Here is a 19,550-nt window from a genome sequence, read left to right as displayed (position 1 = left end):
ATCTTGATAGTGGGTTTTTCGGCGCTTTATCGATTCAGGCGGAGTCAACCGCCCACGATAGCACCCCTTCTCTTGACGTGAAACGGCAGCGCGGGAGCGGGCGGAACACTAGCGTTCCCAGTGATGATCTCGAACCGCGGACTGCTGGGGCTCAGCCTCATCTGTGGAGCCGCCGTGCTCTGGTCGGCCACGCTCGTCGTGGCCCTCGCCGCCGGCACACGCCTGGTCCACTCGGCGCTCGCGATCGGCGTCGCCGCCCTGCTCACCGTCCCCGGTTTCGCCGCCGGCGTCCTCGCCAACCGCCGCGGCTACCGCACCCGCGCACCCCGCCGCCTGTGGAGCCTCGCCTCGTGGGTACCGCCGCACGTGCCGGTGTGGGCCGGGGTCGTGGCCGCCGGCGCCTTCTTCGGCTTCTGGCTGGCGATCGTCCTAGCCTTCACCGCCCTCGACGGCAGCCCGGCGGTCCGCGACGGCCGTTACGTCCTCCAGGACAACGACCGGGTGATCGAAGTGGACCGGGTGACCTACGAACGGCAGCTCGATCACGAACAGCAGATCTCGCTCGCGGTACTGGGTGCGTTCGCGGTGGGCGGATCGTTCCTCTGCGCCGCCCGCGCCACCGACCACGAGGACTAGACCCTTTTCAACCGCACGGGCCTACGGTGAGAGGGTGGAGAAAGAGTTCGACGACGTCCTGGCCCGGACCGCGCGGATCGCCACGGACTGGCTGCACACCCTGGACGATCGGCCGGTCGGCGAGACCGTGAGCCTGGACGAGTTGCGGGAGCGGCTCGGCGGCCCGCTGCCGGCCGGACCGGTGCCGCCGCTGCGCGTGGTGGAGGATCTCGCCGCGGCCGCCGAGCCCGGTCTGGTGGCGATCCCGTCCGGCCGCTACTTCGGCTTCGTCATCGGCGCCGGGCTGCCGGCCGCGGTCGCCGCCGACTGGCTCACCACCGTCTGGGACCAGAACGCCGGCCTCTACGCCTGCGGTCCCGCCGCCGCGGTCGCCGAGGAGGTGGCCGGTGAGTGGCTGCGCGATCTGCTGGGCCTGCCGGCCGGATCGTCGTACGCGTTCGTGCCCGGCTGCCAGACCGCCCACCTCACCTGTCTGGCCGCGGCCCGGCACGACGTGCTGCGCCGCGCCGGCTGGAACGTCGAGGAGGCCGGCCTGAACGGCGCGCCGCCGATCCGCGTCGTGGTCAGCGCCCGGCGGCACACCACCATCGACCGGGCGTTGCGATTGCTCGGCTTCGGCACGGCCGGCCTGACCGTGGTGCCGGCCGACGACGCCGGCCGGATGGACGCCGCCGCGGTGCGCTCGGTGCTCGCCGGTCCCCCGGTCCCCACCATCGTCTGCGCGCAGGCCGGCGAGGTGAACACCGGCGCCTTCGACGATCTCGCCGCGATCGCCGACGCGTGCGCGCCGGCCGGGGCGTGGCTGCACGTCGACGGCGCGTTCGGGTTGTGGGTACTGGCCAGCCCGGCGCTGCGGCACCTGGCCGCCGGTGCGGAGCGGGCCGACTCGTGGGCGTTCGACGCGCACAAGTGGCTCAACGTCCCGTACGACAGCGGCATCGCCTTCTGCGCCCACCCGGAGCCACACCGGGCCGCGCTCAGCACCACCGCGGACTACCTGACGCAGGGCGGCGACGGCTCACCGCGGGACGCCATCGACTGGACACCCGGCTTCTCCCGCCGGGCCCGCGGCTTCGGTGTGTACGCGGCGTTGCGCTCGCTCGGCCGGCAAGGCGTGGCCGACCTGGTGGACCGCTGTTGCGAGCACGCGCGGACCTTCGCGGCCGGGCTGGCCGGGGTGCCCGGCTGCGAGGTCGTCGGCGACGTGGTGGTCAACCAGGTGCTGTTCCGCTTCGCCGACGACGACACCACGACGCGGGTGCTGCGCGACGTGATCGACAGCGGCGAGGCGTGGCTGAGCGGCACCACGGTGGGCGGGCGGCGCGCCATCCGGCTCTCGGTGAGCAACTGGCGCACCAGCGGCGAGGACGTGGAGCGTACGCTCGCCGCGTTCCGCCGCGCCGCGGTCAGCTGAGCGGCGCGCCCGTCTCCCGGCGGAGTTTCGCCGAGCCGCGGCCCACCGACCAGCCCTGCACCCAGCGGGCGGCGGAGTCCCGCCTGGTGCGGTCGGCCAGGTGATACCAGTCCATCCGGCAGCGGGACCGGGTCACCTCCAGCACCCCGAAGCCGTGCCCGTCGGTCTCCACCCATCGGATGTGCGGGTTCGTCGCCCGGATCAGTGACCCGGCCAGCACGCTCAGCGGGCCGCCGGCGCGGGTCTTCAGGAAGTCGTTGAGGTTGTCGCTGGTCACCGACGGCACGACGAACTCCGCGGCGGCGGGCCTGGTCGGGCCGGTGTCCTTCGTGGTCAGCTCGTTGGCCCACGACGTGTGGATGTCGCCGGTCAGGAAGACGACGTCTTTCGTGCCGTGCGCGCGCAGGGTGTCGACCAGGCGCTCCCGGTCGGCGTTGTAGCCGTCCCACTGGTCGACGTTCAGCACCACGCCGTTCTGTGGCACCCCGATCAGCTCGGCCAGCGGGGGCACCAGCCAGGCGGGCAGCGTGCCCACGTCGAGCCGGGAGATCATCACCGGGTTGCCGACCAGCTTCCAGAGCGCGGTCGAGGAGACCAGCCCGTCGGTGAGCCAGGCCAGCTGCTCCGCACCGGCGATGGTGCGGTCCTCGTCGTCGGCCGCCGTGCCGCCCTGCTGCTCCGAGCGGTACGTGCGCAGGTCCAGCATGGACAACTCGAACAGGTCGCCGTACCGCAGACGCCGGTAGATGTGGCCGTCTCCGGCGAGGCGGACCGGCATCCATTCCGCGTACGCCTGACGGGCGGCCGCCACCCGGGCGCGGAAGTCGCCCTCGCTGCCCGGTGTGTGGTTCTCCGCGCCGCCACTCCACATGTCGTTGGCGACCTCGTGGTCGTCCCAGGTGATGACCCACGGCACCGAGGCGTGCAGGGCACGCAGGTCCGGGTCGGTCTTGTACTGGGCGTGCCGGATCCGGTAGTCGGCCAGCGTCACCGTCTCGTGCGCGGGCTCGGTCCGGCGGACCACCGATCCGCCCGCGGTGAAGTCGCCGGTGCCGTACTCGTACAGGTAGTCGCCCAGGTGCACGACCAGGTTGAGGTCGCCGCGCTCGGCCAGGTGCCGGTAGGCGGCGAAGTGCCCGGCCTCCCAGTTGGCGCAGCTGACGACGCCGGCCCGGAGCCGGCCGACCGCGTCCGAGGCGGCCGGTGCGGTCATCGTGCGGCCGGCCGGCGACCAGGTCCCGTCGTAGCCGAAGCGGTACCAGTAGGTCGTCGCCGGTTCCAGGCCGGAGACGTCGACCTTGACGGTGTGATCGCGTTCCGGCCCGGTGGCGAAGGTGCCGGAGGAGACCACGGTGGCGAACCCGGCGTCGGTGGCGACCTGCCACTCGACGCTCACCGCCGGGCCGGCACCGGAGCCCGGCACCGAATCGGCGGTAGGGGTGACGCGGGTCCACAGCAGGACGCCGCCGGGAAGGGGATCGCCCGAGGCGACGCCGTGCCGGAAGGCTCCCTCGGCCGCGGTGGCGGCCTCGGGAAGGGCGGCCGTCACGACGGCGCCGGCTCCGGCGGTCAGTCCGGCCAGCCGCAGCACGGTACGGCGGTCGACCACAGCTCTGGGTAGGAGAGTCATGCGTTTCTATGTATCAGGGCACCGGCCCGCCCGGGCAGCCGTCGAACGGATATTCGGCGGACGTTTCACCGGAGTTGTCACGGCTGATGGTCACGGACCCAGCCGAGGATCCGGTCGTGCAGGTCGGAGGGGACCGGAAGCGAGCGCACGACGTGGTCGTTGAGCGCCTCGAACAGCGCGGCGCTCAGGTAGGCGGTGAGCGGGATGTCCGCCGGATCGAACTGCTCGACGAGGTCGGCCCGGGCCCGGGCGCACGGCCAGGGGTCGCCGCAGCGCAGGCAGTTCCAGGAGGGGCGGACGTAGCGGTGCTCGGTACGCGGCTGAAGCATCACCACCCCCTTTCACCGTCTCAGCGTGGGCAGCCTGACACCTGGAATGCAAGGCTTGCAAATTCACATCATGCAGATGCCTGGTGCTGACCAGGGCGTCCGGGGCAGACTGACCGAGATCTGACGGGGAGGTTCGCCATGGCGAGTCGCAGACCACCGAGCATCCGGCTGCGCCGGCTGGCCACCGAGCTGAGGCGGCTGCGCGTGGCGGCGGCCCTCAAACAGGAGGACGTCGCCGTACGGACCGGGCTGGACGCCTCGTCGATCTACCGCATCGAGCGGGCCATGAACAAACCTCAGCGCCGTACCGTCACCACCCTGCTCGACCTGTACGGGGTGACGGATCCCGACCGCCGCGCCACCCTCCTCGAGTGGCTCAAGGACGCGGACCAGCAGGCCTGGATGAAGCAGTTCACACCGGAACTGCCGGACGTCTACAGCGCCTTCGTCGGCTTCGAGCACGAGGCCGAGAGGCTACGGGCGATCGCGCCCACCGCCGTGCCCGCGCTCCTGCAGACCGAGGACTACGCACGTGCGCTGCTCAGTGAGGGCGCCAAGGTGTTCCCGCACGACGTGGAGCGCAGCACCGCGGTCCGGATCCACCGGCAGAGCATCCTGACCCGGCCCTCCCCGGTGGCATTCTGCGCCATCCTGGACGAGGCGGTGATCCGGCGAATCGTGGGGGGCCCGAGGGTGATGCGCGCGCAGCTGAACCGGCTCGTCTCGGCCGCCGGTCAGCGGAACGTCACGCTTCGGATCGTCCCGTTCAGCGCCGGACCACATCTCGGCCTGGGGGGCACGTTCGTCATGCTGGACTTCCCGGATCCCCATGATCGTCCGCTGGTCTACACCGAGAGCATCATGGGCATCTCCCTGCTCGACGCGGAGACGGACGTCGCCCGTTTCGCGCACATCTTCGCCACCATCGAGGAGCACGCTCTCTCACCTGGCAGCTCCCGGACACTCATCGAGGACGCGGCCCGTGCCCTTGCCTGAGCGGCCGGTGGAGATCCGGCTCTGGTCCGTCGTCGCCGAGGCCGACGCCCTGACGCTGGCCGGCGAGGACACGGAACTCCATCTCGGTCCCGCGGCGGTGCTGGCGGCCGGCCGGGACACCGTCGTGGTGGTAGCGGACGGCGCCGTGCGTACCGCTGAGGATCTTGCCGTAGCCGGGCCGTTCCCGGCCCACGTCGCCACGCTGCTGACCGCCGCCAAACCGCCCGCGGTGCTGGCCTTCGCCCGCCTGCCGGAGGGCTGCATGGCCCTCGGCTCGGCCCGGGTGGCCCGCCTCGGCCGCCGCCGGGGCGCGCTCCAGGACCTCGACCTGGTCCTGGACGCGCCACTCCCCTACGACCTGCTGGATCGGGTACGACCCACCGGCCCGCCCCCGCAGCAGCCCGGCGTCGGCTGGCTCGACCTGCTGCCCGGCGATCCGTCCGCCGCGCTGAACGAGTTCATCGGCGGCTGGTACGCCGACGTCCCGCCCCGCGACCTGCCGGAACCGCCGGACGGGCAACCCGAGCCGTTGCGGGCCTTCCACCGCGCCGCCGCCGGCCGGTCCCAGGTCTACGGCACCGGCCTGCACATCTACCCGGAGCCGGTGGACGCCGCCGGGGCACTGGCCTTCGGGCAGGAGGGCGACGGTGTGTTCACCCTGCTCACCGACACCACGCCGGGCGATCCGCCGGTCTACTACCGGGGGCTCGGTGATCAGCCGCTGCGGGAACGGGAGCGGCTTCGCGCGTACCTGCTGCTCGCCGCCCTGAGCACGGCCGCGATGGACACCTCGCCCGGTGGCATGGCCTTCACCGACCGCGCGCAGATGAAACGGATGATCGCGCCGCTGCGGCGGGTGCCGCTGCGGCCGGCGCGCTGGCCGTGCGCACGGTCCCGGTTCTACGTCGGGCCGGGCATCGTCATCCTGGTCGGCGCGGCCGACGACGGTGACTGGTACGAGGTGTACGTGGGCGCCCGGCACCGCTCCCTGCTGCGCCGATTCCGCAAGCTGGGCCTGGATTGGGAGCGCTTCGACGGCTGAGCACGGCGACGGCCCGGGACGTGAGGTCCCGGGCCGCCGCGGTGTCGGTACCGAGGGGGGATTACTCGCTGATCGCGTCGATCAGGTCGCCGACCGGACGATCCGGCAGCGCGCGGGCCACATCGGCGACCGCGACGATGCCGACCAGCTGGTGGCCGTCGATGACGGGCAGCCGGCGCACCTTGTACTGACTCATGGTGCGCAGAATCTCGGCGGCGTCGTCGTCGGCACCGATCGTGATCGGCTTGCCGCTGGCCAGTTCGGAGGCGGTCACGTCGGCCGGGTTGCGGCCCTTGGCGAGCGCCTTCACCACGATGTCCCGGTCGGTGAGCATGCCGTGCAGCCGGTTGTCCTCACCACAGATGGGCAGCGAACCCACGTTGAGCTCGGACATCTTCCGGGCGGCCTCCGCGAGGGACTCCTTCTCGCCGACGCAGGTGACGTCCCGGCTCATGATCTCGCGGGCGGTCGTCATGACGAGTGACTCCTTTCGATAGTTGTCACAGTGTCGTTACAGGACGTACCCGCTTCAGACCGTTGCAATCGTCGCGGCCACCTCGTCGACGAGTTCGCGGGCCAGGAAGCCGATCCGGCCGTACCGGGGTGCGAGGCGGCGGCCGCTCATCGCGTGCACATAGGCGGCCCAGCAGGCGGCCTGCGCCGGTTCGGCGCCGCGAGCCAGCAGGCCGGCGACGATGCCGGCCCGCACGTCGCCGCTGCCGGACGTGCCCAGCCCGGCGTCGCCGCTCTCCTCCCGCCAGGCGCTGCCGCCCGGCTCGGCGATGTGGCCGTAGAGCGAGACCACCGCCTTGTGCCGGTCGGCCAGCTCCCGGGCCGCCGCGGCGAGATCGTCGCCGGGATCGCGGCCGAGCAGGTGCCCGGCCTCGATCAGGTTCGGGGTGAGCACGGCACGGGACTGCCGGAGCAAGCCGGCGTCCTTGCTGAGCGCGCCCAGGGCGTACGCGTCCAGCACCACCGAGGTGCCGTCACCGGCCGCGCCGAGCACCGCCCGCATCAGCCGGGTGGTGTGCTCGATGTCGTCCAGGCCGGGCCCGAGGGCGATGACGTCCGCCTGCTCGGCCAGGCTCGCCACCTCGTCCGGGGCGTCGCCGTCCGGCGGCAGACCGACCACCTTCGCCTCCGGCACCGCGATGCTCAGCGCCACCGCCGACTCGGCGGCGACGGCCAGCTGGAGCCGGCCGGCACCGGCCCGCAGCGCGGCGACACCGGCCAGCAGAACCGCGCCCGGCGTCCAGCGCGCTCCCCCGACCACGAGCACCGTGCCCCGCGACTCCTTGTCGCCGTCCGGGTCGGGCAGCGCCCACTCCCGCAGCAGAGCCGGTGTGACCACCCGCTCCTCAGACCGGCTGGTCATCGACGTCCTCCTGCCGGGTCGGCGGGGTCTCTTCGCGGTGCAGGTGCTCCACCGAGTTGAACAGCTCCGCCTCGAGCCGGTCGCCGGAGCGCCGCCAGCTGCTGACCGAGCAGTTCGCGATGGTCGTGTCGTGGGCGAGCGCCATCAGCCGCTGCTCGTCCAGGCCCTCGGCGAGGTAGCGCACCATCAGCACGGTCGCCTCGTGCGCGAACAGCACGACCCGTTCGCCCGGATGATCCTCGCGGATCTCGCGGAGCAGCGCCCGCAGCCGCAGCAGCACGTCGGCCCAGGACTCACCGCCCGGCGGCCGGTAGTAGAACTTGCCCAGCCGGGCGCGCCGCCCGGCCTCCTCCGGCAGCCGCGCCTGCACGCCGCGGGCCGTGTGCAGGTCGAGGACGCCCAGTTCACGGTCGCGCAGCCGCTCGTCGACGATCGTCTCGACCCCGCTCTCGCCCAGCGCGATCTCCGCCGTCTGCCGGGTCCGGAGGTACGGCGAGACGACCGCGAGACGGGGTTTCTGCTTCACCAGGAACCGGCCCACCGCCTCGGCCTGCTCCCGGCCCAGGTCGGCGAGCGGCACGTCGGCGTCGCGTTCCGGGATGTCGATCAGCTCGGCGCCACCGGTCTCGGCTTCCTGGGCGGTGACGTTGCCGGTGCTCAAACCGTGCCGGACGACGGCGAGCCACTCCAGTTGCTCCATGCATCGGCCCTTACCCCGGTAGCGGGTGACCGTACCGCGTGTTTTCTCATCGGAACCGTCCGGCGGCCGATGAGCGGACTATGCCCCTCCTGAGTTCCCGGGGCCGGCTCGACGCGCCGGTCGTAGTGGCTCTCGGCCTCCTCGTGTTCCTGCTCGGCTGGTTCGCCATCGGGCTGTTCCACGTGTGGCCGTACCCGGTGATCGGCTGGCTGCCGCTGCCGGTGCTGTCGATGATCACCGTCTACGAGTGCATGCGGACCGCCCGCAGCACCGAGCTCGACCACGCCACCCGGAGCTTCTGGGCCCGCCTCGGCGTCGCCTGCGCGATCCTGGCTCCCAGCACGTTCAGCGCCATGTACGACACGTTCGGCGGCCCGGTCCTGTCCCAGCAGCTCAGCGTCCGCACGCAGCTGTTCTTCGGGGGTTCCCTGGTCGTCGTGATGTGGGCGCTGCTGCGCCTGCCGACCTGGCAGCGCACCCGCGGCGACTGGCTGCGCTTCGCCCTGGACACCGGCATCATCCTGCTCACCGGCGGGGTGCTGGCCTGGCACTTCTGGGTCAGCCGGATCGACTTCTCGGACGCGCCGAACGCCAATCCCCGCTCGTTCGCGGTGATCCTGGCGGTGGCCGCGATCTCGCTGATCACCTTCATCAAGGTGGCGTTCGCCGGAGCCGGCCGGCTCGACCGCAGCGCACTGCACCTGCTCTCGGCCGGCGTCGTCCTGTCCGGCTCGACCGCGCTCGTCACGCCGTTCATCGTCGACAAGCCGCACCTGTCGTCCAGCCTGCTGGCGTTGCCGATGTCCCAGCTGACCACGATGTTCGCCGCCCGGCGGCAGCGCCTCAACAGCGCCACGCCGGCGCCGGAGCAGGCCGGGCGGCGGCGGTTCAGCGTGGCACCGTACCTGGCGATCGCGCTGCTCTACGCCGTGTTGCTCGAGGTCGAGCTGCCCCGCGGCGGCGACGAGGCGACGATGGCGATCTCGGTGACCGCGCTCACCGTGCTGGTCGTGCTGCGCCAGCTCACCACGCTGCGGGACAACGCCGGGCTGCTGGACACCGTCGACGCCAACCTGGCGCAGCTCCGCGCGTACCAGAAGCAACTCGATCACCAGGTGTCGCACGACGCGCTCACCGGCATCGGCAACCGGTCGGCGTACGCCGACGAGATCTCCACCCGGCTGGCCGCCGGCGAACCGTTCGTGGTCGCCCTGCTGGACCTGGACGACTTCAAGGTGATCAACGACCGGTACGGGCACCACACCGGCGACACACTGCTCCAGACGATCAGCCGCCGCCTGCGGGAGCGGCTGCGCCCGGAGGACACCGTGGCCCGCCTCGGCGGCGACGAGTTCACCCTTCTGCTGCCCGGCCTGAGCGCCGCCGACACCGAGGTGCTGCTGCGCGACCTGCTGGCCGAGGTGCAGTGCCCGGTCCTGGTCGGCGGGCACGAGATGGTGCCCCGGATCAGCGTCGGCGTCACCGCCAGCGGTCCGGACGACACCGCCGGCGAGCTGCTGCGCCGCGCCGACGTCGCGATGTACGCCGCCAAGCGGAACGGCGGCGGCCGGTGGACCTGGTTCGACCCGATCATGGACCAGCTGGCCGACAGCGACGCCCGGCTCAGCAACGACCTGCGCCAGGCGATCATCCGCGACGAGCTGTTCCTGGTCTACCAGCCGATCGTCGAGCTCCCGCACGGCCGGCTCGCCGGGGTGGAGGCGCTGGTCCGCTGGCGGCACCCCGAGCACGGCCTGGTGTCACCGGCGGTCTTCATCCCGCTGGCCGAACGCGACGGCCAGATCATGGAGGTCGGCCGCTGGGTGCTCGAGCAGGTGATCCACCAGACCGCCCGCTGGCAGCGCGAGTACGGCGCCGACGCCCCCACCAAGGTCAGCGTCAACGTCTCCGCCCGGCAGCTGAACGAGCCGGGCTTTCCCGCCGAGATGGAGGCGCTGCTCTCCGCCGCCGGGCTGGACCCGGCCCGGCTGGTCGTGGAGGTCACCGAGACCGCGGTGCTCGGTACCGGGGTCGCCCTGGACGTGGTGCGCCGGCTGCACGAGCTGGGCCTGAGCATCGCCCTGGACGACTTCGGCACCGGCCAGTCGTCGCTCAGCCTTCTGGTGGACTGCCCGGTGACCTGGCTGAAGGTGGACAAGTCATTCGTCGACGGGGTGACCTCCGACAGCCCCCAGGCGGTGATCGTCAACGGCCTGATCGGGATCACCCGCGGGTTGCGGATGCAGGCCGTCGCCGAGGGGGTGGAGACCGCTGAGCAGGCCGAATGGCTCTACCAGGCGGGGTACCGGTTCGCACAGGGCTACCACTTCGCCCGCCCGATGCCCGCTTCGGACGTAGAGCTGCTACTCACCCTTCGGGATACTCGACAAAGTCAACTGACTTAGTAAGAATTCCGCGCATGGATCCGATCATGGCGCTCGCCGGTCTGGGAGTCGGCATCATCGTCGGGCTCACCGGCATGGGCGGCGGCGCGCTGATGACCCCCATCCTGGTCCTGCTCTTCGGCGTGCACCCGGTCGCCGCCATCTCCAGCGACCTGGCCGCCAGCGCGATCATGAAGCCGTTCGGCGGCTACGTGCACGCCCGGCGCGGCACGGTGAACTGGCGACTGGTCCTCTGGCTGTGCGCCGGCAGCGTGCCCAGCGCCTTCCTCGGCGTCCTGCTGCTGCGGTTCTTCGGCAGCGACGAGAGCGTTCAGCACGGGGTCAAGATCGCTCTGGGCGCGGCGCTGCTGCTGGCCGCCGGCGGCATGCTGCTCAAGGCCTGGACCAGCCGGCGCAACGGGGACGGGCCGGCCGCCGAGATCACCGTCAAGCCGCTGCCGACGATCCTGATCGGGGTCATGGGTGGCATCGTGGTCGGCCTCACCTCGGTCGGCTCCGGCTCGCTGATCATCGTGGCACTGCTCGCCCTCTACCCGAAGCTGCGCGCCAACGACCTGGTCGGCACCGACCTGATCCAGGCCGTCCCGCTGGTCACCGCGGCCGCGCTGGGCCACGCCTTCTTCGGCGACCTCCAGCTCGACATCGCCGGCGCGGTGATCCTCGGCTCCATCCCGGGTGTGCTGATCGGCTCCCGGATCTCCTCGCGTGCCCCCGGCGGCCTGGTCCGCGCCGCCCTGGTGATCGTGCTGCTGGCCAGCGCCCTCAAGCTGTTCGACCTGCCCACCCTGGTGGTCGGTGTGGTCACCGGCGTCGCGGTTCTGATCGCCATCGGCATCGGCCTGACCGGCCGCCTTCGCCGGCCGCCGTCCGGCCCGCCGGCGGAACGGAAGAAGGTAGCCGCTCAAGCCTGACCCGGCCCGGCCGATGTGATGGCGGTCGAGGACGGGAAGGGTCGGATGAACGTACGGCAGAAACTGCTGGGCGGATACCTGCTGGTGGCGCTGATGGTCGCCGCCACCGCGCTGATCGCCTGGCGGGCCGACAACGCCTCCGCGGAGAAGGCGGCGGCCCAGGAGGCCGCGCAGCTGGCCCGGGGCATCGCCAAGGACATCGCGCACGGCCTGCCGGTGGCCACCCGGGACGAGGTCGTCACCCCGCTGTACTACAGCCAGATGGCCCTCGACAACTACCTCCAGCGACTGCACGCCACGCAGCAGCGCGACGTCGTCGTGGTCAACACCGGCCAGTACGTCCTCGGCGACGTGATCCACGAGAACGTCGGCACGGAGTTCCATCACGACGCCGGTGACGAGGTCGGCCGGACCATCGCCGACGGCGCGGCCCGCGTCTTCGTCGAGACCAGCCCGGACTACCCGGACGGCATCAAGCAGGTCGTCGTGCCGATGGACAACCGCGGTGGCCTGACGATCGGCGCGGTCATCCTCGAGTACACGCCGCTCTACGACCAGATGATGGCCGGGGCCCGGCAGGCGCAGACCATCATCCTCTCCAGCGCCACCGTCGCCATGCTGCTCGTGCTGGCGCTCGGCTTCGTGCTGTCCGGTTCGGTCACCCGGCGGATCATCTCGCTCACCACCGCGGTCCGGATCATCCGCTCCGGCGACTACTCGCACCGGGTGCCGCCGACCGGCCGCGACGAGATCGGCAAGCTGGCCGTGGCCTTCAACTCGATGGCCGAGAAGCTGGAACGCTCGGCCCAGGACATCCTCGCCAAGGAGTACACCGACAGCATCCTGGCCAACGCCGGCGAGGGCATCTGCGGCATCGACGCCATGGGCCGGATCGCGTTCGCCAACGAGGCGGCCGGCCGGATCACCGGCCTCGGCATCGACGGCCTGCTCCAGCGCGAGGCGGTCATGGTGCTCCCGGAAGCCGGTCAGAGCCTCGCCCCGGGCACCACCGAGGGGCTGCTGCAACGCCCGGACGGCACGTCGATCCGGATCGAGTACACGGTCAGCGTCATCGAGAAGAACGACCGGCCGATGGGCGGTGTCATCGTGCTGCGCGACGTGAGCCGCCAGCGCGCCCTCGAGTACGACCTGCGCCACCAGGCACTGCACGACGGGCTCACCGGGCTGCCCAACCGCAAGCTGCTGCTGGACCGGCTCGAGCACGCACTCACCCGGTCCCGGGCGTCCGGCGAGCAGATCGCCCTGCTCTACCTCGACCTGGACGGCTTCAAGCGGGTCAACGACAGCCTCGGGCACAACGCCGGGGACCTGCTACTGCGTACCGCCGCCGAACGGCTGACCGCGGTGCTGCGCCCGCACGACACCGTCGCCCGGCTCGGTGGCGACGAGTTCGCCGTCCTGCTGGAGGGCGCCTCCCCGCCGGTCGTCGAGGCGCTCGCCACCGCCTGCCTGGAGGCCCTCGCCCGGCCGTTCGTGGTGCACGCCCGCGAGGCGCTGGTCACGGTCAGCATCGGCGTGGTGCCCGACTCGGCCCGGTACACCGACGCCGACGAGGTGGTCCGCAACGCGGACGTCGCCATGTACGCGGCCAAGGACCAGGGCAAGAACCGCTTCATGATCTTCGAGAACCGGATGCACGAGCAGCTGCTGAACCGGCTGGACCAGGAGGCCCGGCTGCGCGACGCGGTGCACCGGGGCGAACTGCGGCTGCACCTGCAGCCGGTGGTCGGTGTGCCGGACGGCCGGATGCACGGGGTGGAGGCGCTGGTGCGCTGGCAGGATCCCGAGCGCGGCCTGCAACAGCCGGGCACGTTCATCCCGCTCGCCGAGGAGACCGGCATGATCGTGGAGATCGACCGGTGGATCCTGCGGGAGGCGTGCCACACCGTACGCCAGTGGCAGCAGCACAGCCCGCAGACCGCGCCGGACTGGGTCAGCGTCAACCTCTCCGCCGCACACCTGGAGCTCGCCGACCTCACCGGCCAGGTCGCGTACGCCCTGGCCGCCACCGGCCTGTCCCCGCACTGCCTGGTGCTGGAGCTGACCGAGACGGTGCTGATGCGCGACCTGGCCGTGACCGCCGCCCGCCTTCAGGAGCTGCGCGACCTCGGCGTACGGATCGCCATCGACGACTTCGGCACCGGGTACTCGTCGCTGGGCTATCTGCGTGACATCCCGGTCGACGTGCTGAAGATCGACCGCTCGTTCATCACCGGCCTGGTCGGCAACGGCCGGCAGCAGGAGCTGGTCAGTGCCGTCATCCAGCTCGGGCACACGCTCGGCCTGCGGGTGGTGGCCGAGGGCATCGAGGACGCCGACCAGCTCGCCCTGCTCACGGTCATGGGCTGCAAGTTCGCCCAGGGATACCACCTGGGTCGCCCCGAGGCGGTCGGCGCACTCTACGAACGGCGACAGAAGGAGACGGCCACCGCCCACCCGGGCTGATCGGGTGAGCGGTGGCCGCGTTCTGGGGTGTCAGCTCTGGACGAACACCGCGACTGTACGCGCAGGCACGGTGAACGTGCCGGTCGCCTGGGCAAACGACGCGGTCCGCACCAGCGGATCGGCCGAGGACTGCTGAATCGGGTGCAACGCCACCTTCTTGCCGGCGAGCGCGGACACCTTCTGCGTGACCGCCGACGGGGTGGCGTTGAAGACCACCGTCACCGACTTCCACTTCGGGTCGAGGCCGCGGCCGTCGATCGTCATGGTGATCACGCCGGCCGTCTCGTTCGCACCGGAGAGCGGGAACGACAGCCGGTCCTGCACCTGGGCCGCGGTGGCCAGGCCGAACACCGGCGAGGACTTCCGGATCCGGAGGAACTCCTGGTAGCGCTTGTCCGACGCGTCGATCGCCGCGCAGTCCGGGACGAGGGCCTTGTCGGCGAGCAGCGGCTTGGCGTACGCGTACTTCGACTCGTTGTCCGCCTTGGGCGGCAGGCCCTTGCCGAAGCCGTTGCCCCTCGCGCAGTCCCAGATGATCTCGTTGAACCAGTCACCCGAGTTGTACGAGTTGCGGTCCAGCGACTTCGAGCGCAGCCGCTCGCTGCCGGTGGTGACGAAGCCGATGCCCTGGCCGAACACGGTGGTCGCGAGGGCCACCGACTGCGCCCGGGAGCGGTCCGCAGCCGTGGTGGCCGGCGGCAGCTTGTAGGCGAGCGAGTCGTACAGGATCTCGTTGTCGTGCGCGTCGACGTAGGTGATCGCCTCGCCGGGAGCGGCGTTGTAGCCGGCCGGTGAGCCGTTGTAGTCGACCTGCGAACCCGTGACGGTGTTGCCCGACGAATCGGTGAAGCTGTACCCGGCCAGGTTGCCGCTCAGACCGACCTTGATCAGGTCCTGGTAGTGCAGCAGGCGCGCCTTCTGCTCCGCCTCGGTCCCGTTGACCGCGTCGCCGTTCGGGGCGCCGGCCAGGCCGGACGCGAAGCCCTGGATCCGCGGGTTCTCGTCGAACGGCCCGCCACCGCGGACCGCGTCCCGGAGCCGGTCGTTGAACGTACCGATCCCGGTGCCGGCCAGCTCGGTCTGGGACGCCTGGACGAAGCGGGCGTTGTTCGCCACCTCGCCGAAGTTCCAGCCCTCGCCGTACACGTAGATGTTCTTGCCGTCGACGCCGTCCCTGGCGAGCGTGAGCTTGTCCAGGGCCTTGCGCACCGCCAGGATGTTCTCCTTCGGGTGGTGGCCCATCAGGTCGAAGCGGAACCCGTCGACCTTGTACGCCTTCGCCCAGGTGACGATCGACTCGACCACGAGCTTGCCCATCATCGCGTTCTCCGGCGCGGTGTTGGAGCAACAGGTGGAGTTGGCGATCGAGCCGTCGTCGAGCAGCCGCTGGTAGTAGCCGGGCACGATCTGGTCGAGCACCGACTTGGCGTCCGTCCCGGCGGCCGAGGTGTGGTTGTAGACGACGTCCATCACCACGCGCAGGCCGGCGTTGTTGACCCCGGCCACCATCGACCGGAACTCGCTGGTCCTGTTCTCCGGCTCGACCGCGTAGCCACCCTCGGGAACGGTGTAGTGCAGCGGGTCGTAGCCCCAGTTGTAGCCGTCGGTGGCGGCGACCTTCTCGATGCACGCCTGCTGCTCTTCCGAGTCGGCCGGCAGGCTCTTCAGATCGCAGTCCGGCTGGGCCTGGTCAGCCCGCTTCTCGGGGATGGTGGCGAAGTCGAACGCCGGGAGCAGGTGCAGGTGGGTGACACCGGCGTCGGCCAGCTCCTTCAGGTGCTTCATCCCGGCGGTCTGCGGGTTCGTGAAGGCGCTGAACGTCCCCCGCTGGTTCGCAGCGACCGTCTCGTCGGCGATCGAGAAGTCCCGGACCGAGAGCTCCGAGATCTGGATCTTCGCCGGAGCAGTGGCGGCCGGCTTCTTCAGCCGGTCCCAGCCGGCCGGTTCGAGCGCCGCGTCATCCAGGCTGACGAACTGGCTGCGGGTGGAGTCGGCGGCGAGCGCCACCGAGTACGGGTCGGTCACCGATGCCGTCACCACCTTCTGCGCGGCCGGCTGCCACGCGGTGACCCGGAACTTGTAGAACTTGCCGGTGAAGGCGCCCTTCGCTGACCAGACGCCGGTCCGGTCGTCGCGGGTCATGGCCTTGACGGCCGGCGTGGCCGAGGTGGCGGTGTCGTAGACCTCCAGCTCGACGTTCTGCGCGGTCGGCGCCCAGACGGCGACGCCGGACTTCACCGGGCCGAGTGTCGCGTCGGTGGCCTTCTCGTAGACGTCGTCCAGCACGCCCGCGGTCTGCACACCGGTGGCCGAGAGCAGCTTGCCGGCGGCGTCGCGCTCGGTCACCACGACCTGGCCGCGCAGGATGTCCGCGACGTTCTTGGCGTTCGTCGTGAAGGCGCCGTACTGCCACAGGTGCGGGAACTTCTCCCGCTGTGCGTCGGTGAGGCCGTTGCGCCGGGCCGAGAGCCGGACGCTCTGGTACGTGCCGGTCAGCTCACCTCCGGCGACGCCGATTCCGCCGTTCCGGGCGTACACCAGGTCGTAGACCTTGCCGTCGGTGCCCGCGCCGACCGGCTCCAGGGTGGTGCCGGTGCCGGTCTTCCAGGCCACCGTGCCCCGGTCGATCCAGACCGCCCGCGACTTGGCCACGTCGATCTCGCCGGCGCCGTCGGCGGTCTTCACCAGCGGCAGCAGACGGCTCTCCTGACCGGCGAGCAGCCACACCTCACGGCCGGCCTTGCCGAAGTCCAGCGACTGGTCGGTCGGCAGGTCCTTGGTGTCGCCGTTGTGCAGGATGTAGCTCAGCGAGGCCGCACCTTCTTTGAGCGGCACCTCGAAGACCGCGCCGTACGAGTCGATCCGCGCCGGAGCGAGCGGGCTCGCCCAGTCGGTCGGGTTCGCGGCACCCTCCCAGACGTGCAGGCCCCAGCCGTCGTAGTTCCCGTCGGCCTTGCGCCAGTGGATGATCGCCTTGTTCGGGTCCTGCGCCGGGTCGGGTTCGCCGGTGGCGGCCTGCCGGGTCGGGTACACCTTGGCGTCGCCCTGCTTGAGCCAGATCTCCGGGTTCTCGGCGACGTTGATGCTGCGGTCGGCGTCGACGTCCTTGTTGCCGTTCTTGTCGACCACGATGAAACCGACGCTCTTCGCGCCCGGCTTGAGCTTCACGTACGCGAACCGCCCGTACGAGTCCTCACCGACGAACGGCTGCCCGTTGGGCCAGGTGGTGGTCATCGACTCGTCGACGTCGCCCCAGACGTAGAGGCCCTGGTCCTCGTACCCGCCCTCGGGCCGCTGGTAGTGCACGACCGCGTAGCCGGCGCTGGAGGTGGCCTCCGGCGTGCCGACGGTGATGTTCGTAGTGGACGACGCGAGGCGTCCCTTGCTGTCGCGCACCACTGCCTTGTACCGCACCTCGGTGTCGCCGGCCAGCCCGGTCAGGTCGTGGTAGACCCGGTAGGGCGCCTTGTCGGCGGTGCCGAGCAGCTTCCACTCGCCGTTGCCGGCCTGCGCGGCGAAGGTGACCGTGGACAGCGGGTCCCCGGTCGTCTCCGCGACGATCTCGGTGCGGGTCGGCACGCTCGTGTCCGGCTTCGGCGTGGTGATGCTCACCGTCGGCGCCGCGGCCGGGGCCGCGATCGCGCCGCCCTTGAAGACGACGGACGAGAGCGCCGGGACAGTAATGGTGATCTTGCCGTCGGCCGGGGTGACCGTGGTGGTCGCGCCGTAGACGCCGGTGAAGGCGGCTGCCGTCGAGACCGGGAAGGTGACGGTCTGTGCGGTGGCGGCGTTGTTGACGGCGACCACGTACTCGGACCGCTTCGCCTGGTCGATCCGGGAGGCCGCGAAGACGCCCTGGCCCTCGGCGGCGTACCGGGTGGTCTGCACGCCGTTCACCAGCGCCGGGTGCGCCTTGCGCAGCTTCGCCAGGTCGGCGATGGTCCGGTAGACCGGGTGGTTCGTGTTGTAGTTGTCCACCGCGTGCGTGCTGTCGGTGCCGATCAGGTCGTCGTCCAGGTAGTCCGCGCTCTTGCTGGCGAACAGGTCCTGGCGGGCGTCCTTGTCACCGCCCGGGCCGGTGAAGCCCTGCTCGTCTCCGGAGTAGACGACCGGCTGGCCGCGGGTCAGGAACATCAGCTCGTGCGCCAGCTGGTCGCGCTTGAGCTGGGTCTCCGCGGTAGCCGCGCCGGCGATGAACGAGCCGATCCGGCCCATGTCGTGGTTGCCGAGGAAGGTCGGCAGCCGGTCCGCGCCGGTGTTCCGGGCGGTGTACAGGTCGTCCTTGGCGTACAGGCTGGTCAGCGCGTTCGCACCGCTGTTGCCGGTGACGAAGCCGCGTGCCGTCTCCTGGAAGGAGAAGTCCAGCGTGGCCGGCAGGTTGCCCTCGCGGACGTAGGTCGACTGGATCTCCTGGTCGGCGCTGTAGACCTCGCCGAACATGAAGAAGTCCTTGCCGCCCGCCTTCTGGACGGCCGGCGCCCACTGTTGCCAGAACTCCAGGTTGGAGTGCTTGACGGTGTCCAGGCGGTAGCCGTCGATCCCGGTGCCCTTGATCCAGTCGGAGTAGATCTCGGTCATGCCGCGGACCACCTCGGGACGCTCGGTGAAGAGGTCGTCGAGGCCGTAGAAGTCGCCGTACTCGCTGTTCTCACCGGCGAAGGTGGAGTCACCCCGGTTGTGGTACATGTTCACGTCGTTCAGCCACGCCGGCCGCTTGACGGCGCCATCCGACTTGTTAGCAAAAGTCGGTGTATAGGGGTAGGAGGTCGCGTCGGTGGCCGGGAAGCTCTTCCCGGTCGCGTAGTTGCGGTCCTCGAACGGCTGCCCCTCGGCATCCGTGTACGGCGACGTGTCCTTGTCGATGTACGTGTACTGGTTCTCCTCGTACTTGATCACGTCAGCGGTGTGGTTGACGATGATGTCGAGGTAGATCTTCATGCCCCGCTGGTGCGCCAGCTTGACCAGCTTCTTCAGGTCCGCGTTGGTGCCGAAGTGCGGGTCCACCTGGGTGAAGTCGGTGATCCAGTAACCGTGGTAGCCGGCCGAGACGTCGCTGCCGGTGCCCTGCACGGGACGGTTCTTGAAGACCGGCGCGAGCCAGATGGCGGTGGTGCCCAGGCCCTGGATGTAGTCCAGGCGGTCCATCACGCCCTTGAGGTCACCGCCGTGGTAGAAGCCCTTGTCGGCGGGGTCGTACCCGGTCGACAGGCGGTCGCCGGAGAGGCCGCCCTTGTCGTTCTTGGTGTCGCCGTTGGCGAACCGGTCCGGCAGGACGAAGTAGAACTGTTCGTTCTTCGCGGGCTCGTCGGAGCCCCACTTGGCCATCACGGCTGCGCCCGGCTCGGCCGGCGCCGCGGCGGCGGGAGCGGACGCGGCCGGAACGGCGATCAGGGACAGGAAGAGGCTGAGCAGTGCGGCGCCCAGCCTGCCTCGGCGGTGTAACGATCTGTCTGGTGCCACAGCGGTGCACCCTTCCGATTCGGTGGTATCGGTGCGTATCGATTGTGGTGTATGTCTACGGCCGGAAGACACCGGAAATAAAAGCCGACCGAGGGTCATGCCATCGAAGATCGGCTGTATCGTGTCTGTTGCCGGGACGTTAGCAAGTACTTGCATGCAATGGAAGACCTTTCAGTACCATGCCGT

13 protein-coding genes are annotated in these 19,550 nt (G+C 70.7%); 7 read left to right on the top strand and 6 right to left on the bottom strand.

What is annotated here, in order from left to right:
- Positions 1-123: 123 nt before the first annotated feature.
- Positions 124-636: a hypothetical protein gene (locus I4J89_RS33115; protein WP_196418075.1), complete on the top strand. Its 513-nt coding sequence runs from the start codon at positions 124-126 to the stop codon at positions 634-636.
- Between the two features lie 34 nt (positions 637-670).
- Positions 671-2,050 (top strand): pyridoxal phosphate-dependent decarboxylase family protein, encoded by a 1,380-nt coding sequence (locus I4J89_RS33110; RefSeq protein WP_196418074.1) that lies wholly within the window; start codon positions 671-673, stop codon positions 2,048-2,050.
- Here the strand turns inward: I4J89_RS33110 and I4J89_RS33105 are convergent.
- On the bottom strand, positions 2,043-3,680 hold the full coding sequence (locus I4J89_RS33105; protein ID WP_196418073.1) for an alkaline phosphatase D family protein: 1,638 nt from the start codon (positions 3,678-3,680) through the stop codon (positions 2,043-2,045). The genes I4J89_RS33110 and I4J89_RS33105 overlap by 8 nt on opposite strands.
- Before the next feature lie 77 nt (positions 3,681-3,757).
- Complete coding sequence (locus tag I4J89_RS33100) at positions 3,758-4,015, bottom strand: hypothetical protein (RefSeq protein WP_196418072.1); 258 nt, start codon at positions 4,013-4,015, stop codon at positions 3,758-3,760.
- Positions 4,016-4,147: 132 nt separating this feature from the next.
- On the opposite strand from I4J89_RS33100, the gene I4J89_RS33095 reads away from it, so the two are divergent.
- Both I4J89_RS33095 and I4J89_RS33090 read left to right on the top strand, forming a co-directional pair.
- The gene (locus I4J89_RS33095) at positions 4,148-5,005 is read left to right on the top strand and encodes a helix-turn-helix domain-containing protein (RefSeq protein WP_196418071.1); all 858 of its coding nucleotides are present in this window, start codon (positions 4,148-4,150) and stop codon (positions 5,003-5,005) included.
- Positions 4,992-6,047, top strand: a complete 1,056-nt coding sequence (locus I4J89_RS33090) for a hypothetical protein (RefSeq protein ID WP_196418070.1) — start codon at positions 4,992-4,994, stop codon at positions 6,045-6,047. Before I4J89_RS33095 ends, I4J89_RS33090 begins: the two co-directional genes overlap by 14 nt.
- A 61-nt stretch (positions 6,048-6,108) precedes the next feature.
- Here I4J89_RS33090 and I4J89_RS33085 read toward each other — a convergent pair whose 3' ends face one another.
- From I4J89_RS33085 to I4J89_RS33075, 3 genes are read right to left on the bottom strand one after another with little or no spacing between them, the layout of a single operon-like run.
- Positions 6,109-6,522 carry a CBS domain-containing protein gene (locus tag I4J89_RS33085; RefSeq protein WP_196418069.1) on the bottom strand — a complete coding sequence of 138 codons (414 nt, stop codon included), beginning with the start codon at positions 6,520-6,522 and terminating at the stop codon, positions 6,109-6,111.
- Between the two features lie 54 nt (positions 6,523-6,576).
- Complete coding sequence (locus tag I4J89_RS33080; RefSeq protein WP_196418068.1) at positions 6,577-7,422, bottom strand: NAD(P)H-hydrate dehydratase; 846 nt, start codon at positions 7,420-7,422, stop codon at positions 6,577-6,579.
- A complete protein-coding gene (locus I4J89_RS33075; protein ID WP_196418067.1) occupies positions 7,406-8,122 on the bottom strand; it encodes a histidine phosphatase family protein in 717 nt (238 codons plus the stop codon). Before I4J89_RS33075 ends, I4J89_RS33080 begins: the two co-directional genes overlap by 17 nt.
- Positions 8,123-8,202: 80 nt before the next feature.
- On the opposite strand from I4J89_RS33075, the gene I4J89_RS33070 reads away from it, so the two are divergent.
- From I4J89_RS33070 to I4J89_RS33060, 3 genes are read left to right on the top strand one after another with little or no spacing between them, the layout of a single operon-like run.
- On the top strand, positions 8,203-10,527 hold the full coding sequence (locus I4J89_RS33070; protein ID WP_196418066.1) for a putative bifunctional diguanylate cyclase/phosphodiesterase: 2,325 nt from the start codon (positions 8,203-8,205) through the stop codon (positions 10,525-10,527).
- 14 nt (positions 10,528-10,541) lie between these two features.
- Positions 10,542-11,438: a sulfite exporter TauE/SafE family protein gene (locus I4J89_RS33065; RefSeq protein ID WP_196418065.1), complete on the top strand. Its 897-nt coding sequence runs from the start codon at positions 10,542-10,544 to the stop codon at positions 11,436-11,438.
- A 45-nt stretch (positions 11,439-11,483) separates the two neighbouring features.
- On the top strand, positions 11,484-13,904 hold the full coding sequence (locus tag I4J89_RS33060; RefSeq protein ID WP_196418064.1) for an EAL domain-containing protein: 2,421 nt from the start codon (positions 11,484-11,486) through the stop codon (positions 13,902-13,904).
- Between the two features lie 30 nt (positions 13,905-13,934).
- On the opposite strand, the gene pulA is transcribed toward I4J89_RS33060, so the two are convergent.
- A complete protein-coding gene (gene pulA, locus I4J89_RS33055) occupies positions 13,935-19,364 on the bottom strand; it encodes a pullulanase-type alpha-1,6-glucosidase (RefSeq protein ID WP_309238571.1) in 5,430 nt (1,809 codons plus the stop codon).
- Between the last annotated feature and the right edge of the window lie 186 nt (positions 19,365-19,550).

This window comes from Actinoplanes aureus (assembly GCF_015704865.1).
Lineage (GTDB): Bacteria > Actinomycetota > Actinomycetes > Mycobacteriales > Micromonosporaceae > Actinoplanes > Actinoplanes aureus.
The sequence above is the reverse complement of the archived record's forward strand: the minus strand, read 5'-3'. Positions and strand labels throughout refer to the sequence as shown.

Bases quoted from the DNA above. Each gene is read 5' to 3' on its own strand.
- I4J89_RS33105 (WP_196418073.1), bottom strand. From the start codon at position 3,680: ATGACTCTCCTACCCAGAGCTGTGGTCGACCGCCGTACCGTGCTGCGG.
- I4J89_RS33060 (WP_196418064.1), top strand. From the start codon at position 11,484: ATGAACGTACGGCAGAAACTGCTGGGCGGATACCTGCTGGTGGCGCTG.
- I4J89_RS33080 (WP_196418068.1), bottom strand. From the start codon at position 7,422: ATGACCAGCCGGTCTGAGGAGCGGGTGGTCACACCGGCTCTGCTGCGG.
- I4J89_RS33085 (WP_196418069.1), bottom strand. From the start codon at position 6,522: ATGACGACCGCCCGCGAGATCATGAGCCGGGACGTCACCTGCGTCGGC.
- I4J89_RS33070 (WP_196418066.1), top strand. From the start codon at position 8,203: ATGCCCCTCCTGAGTTCCCGGGGCCGGCTCGACGCGCCGGTCGTAGTG.
- I4J89_RS33065 (WP_196418065.1), top strand. From the start codon at position 10,542: ATGGATCCGATCATGGCGCTCGCCGGTCTGGGAGTCGGCATCATCGTC.
- I4J89_RS33115 (WP_196418075.1), top strand. From the start codon at position 124: ATGATCTCGAACCGCGGACTGCTGGGGCTCAGCCTCATCTGTGGAGCC.
- I4J89_RS33075 (WP_196418067.1), bottom strand. From the start codon at position 8,122: ATGGAGCAACTGGAGTGGCTCGCCGTCGTCCGGCACGGTTTGAGCACC.
- I4J89_RS33095 (WP_196418071.1), top strand. From the start codon at position 4,148: ATGGCGAGTCGCAGACCACCGAGCATCCGGCTGCGCCGGCTGGCCACC.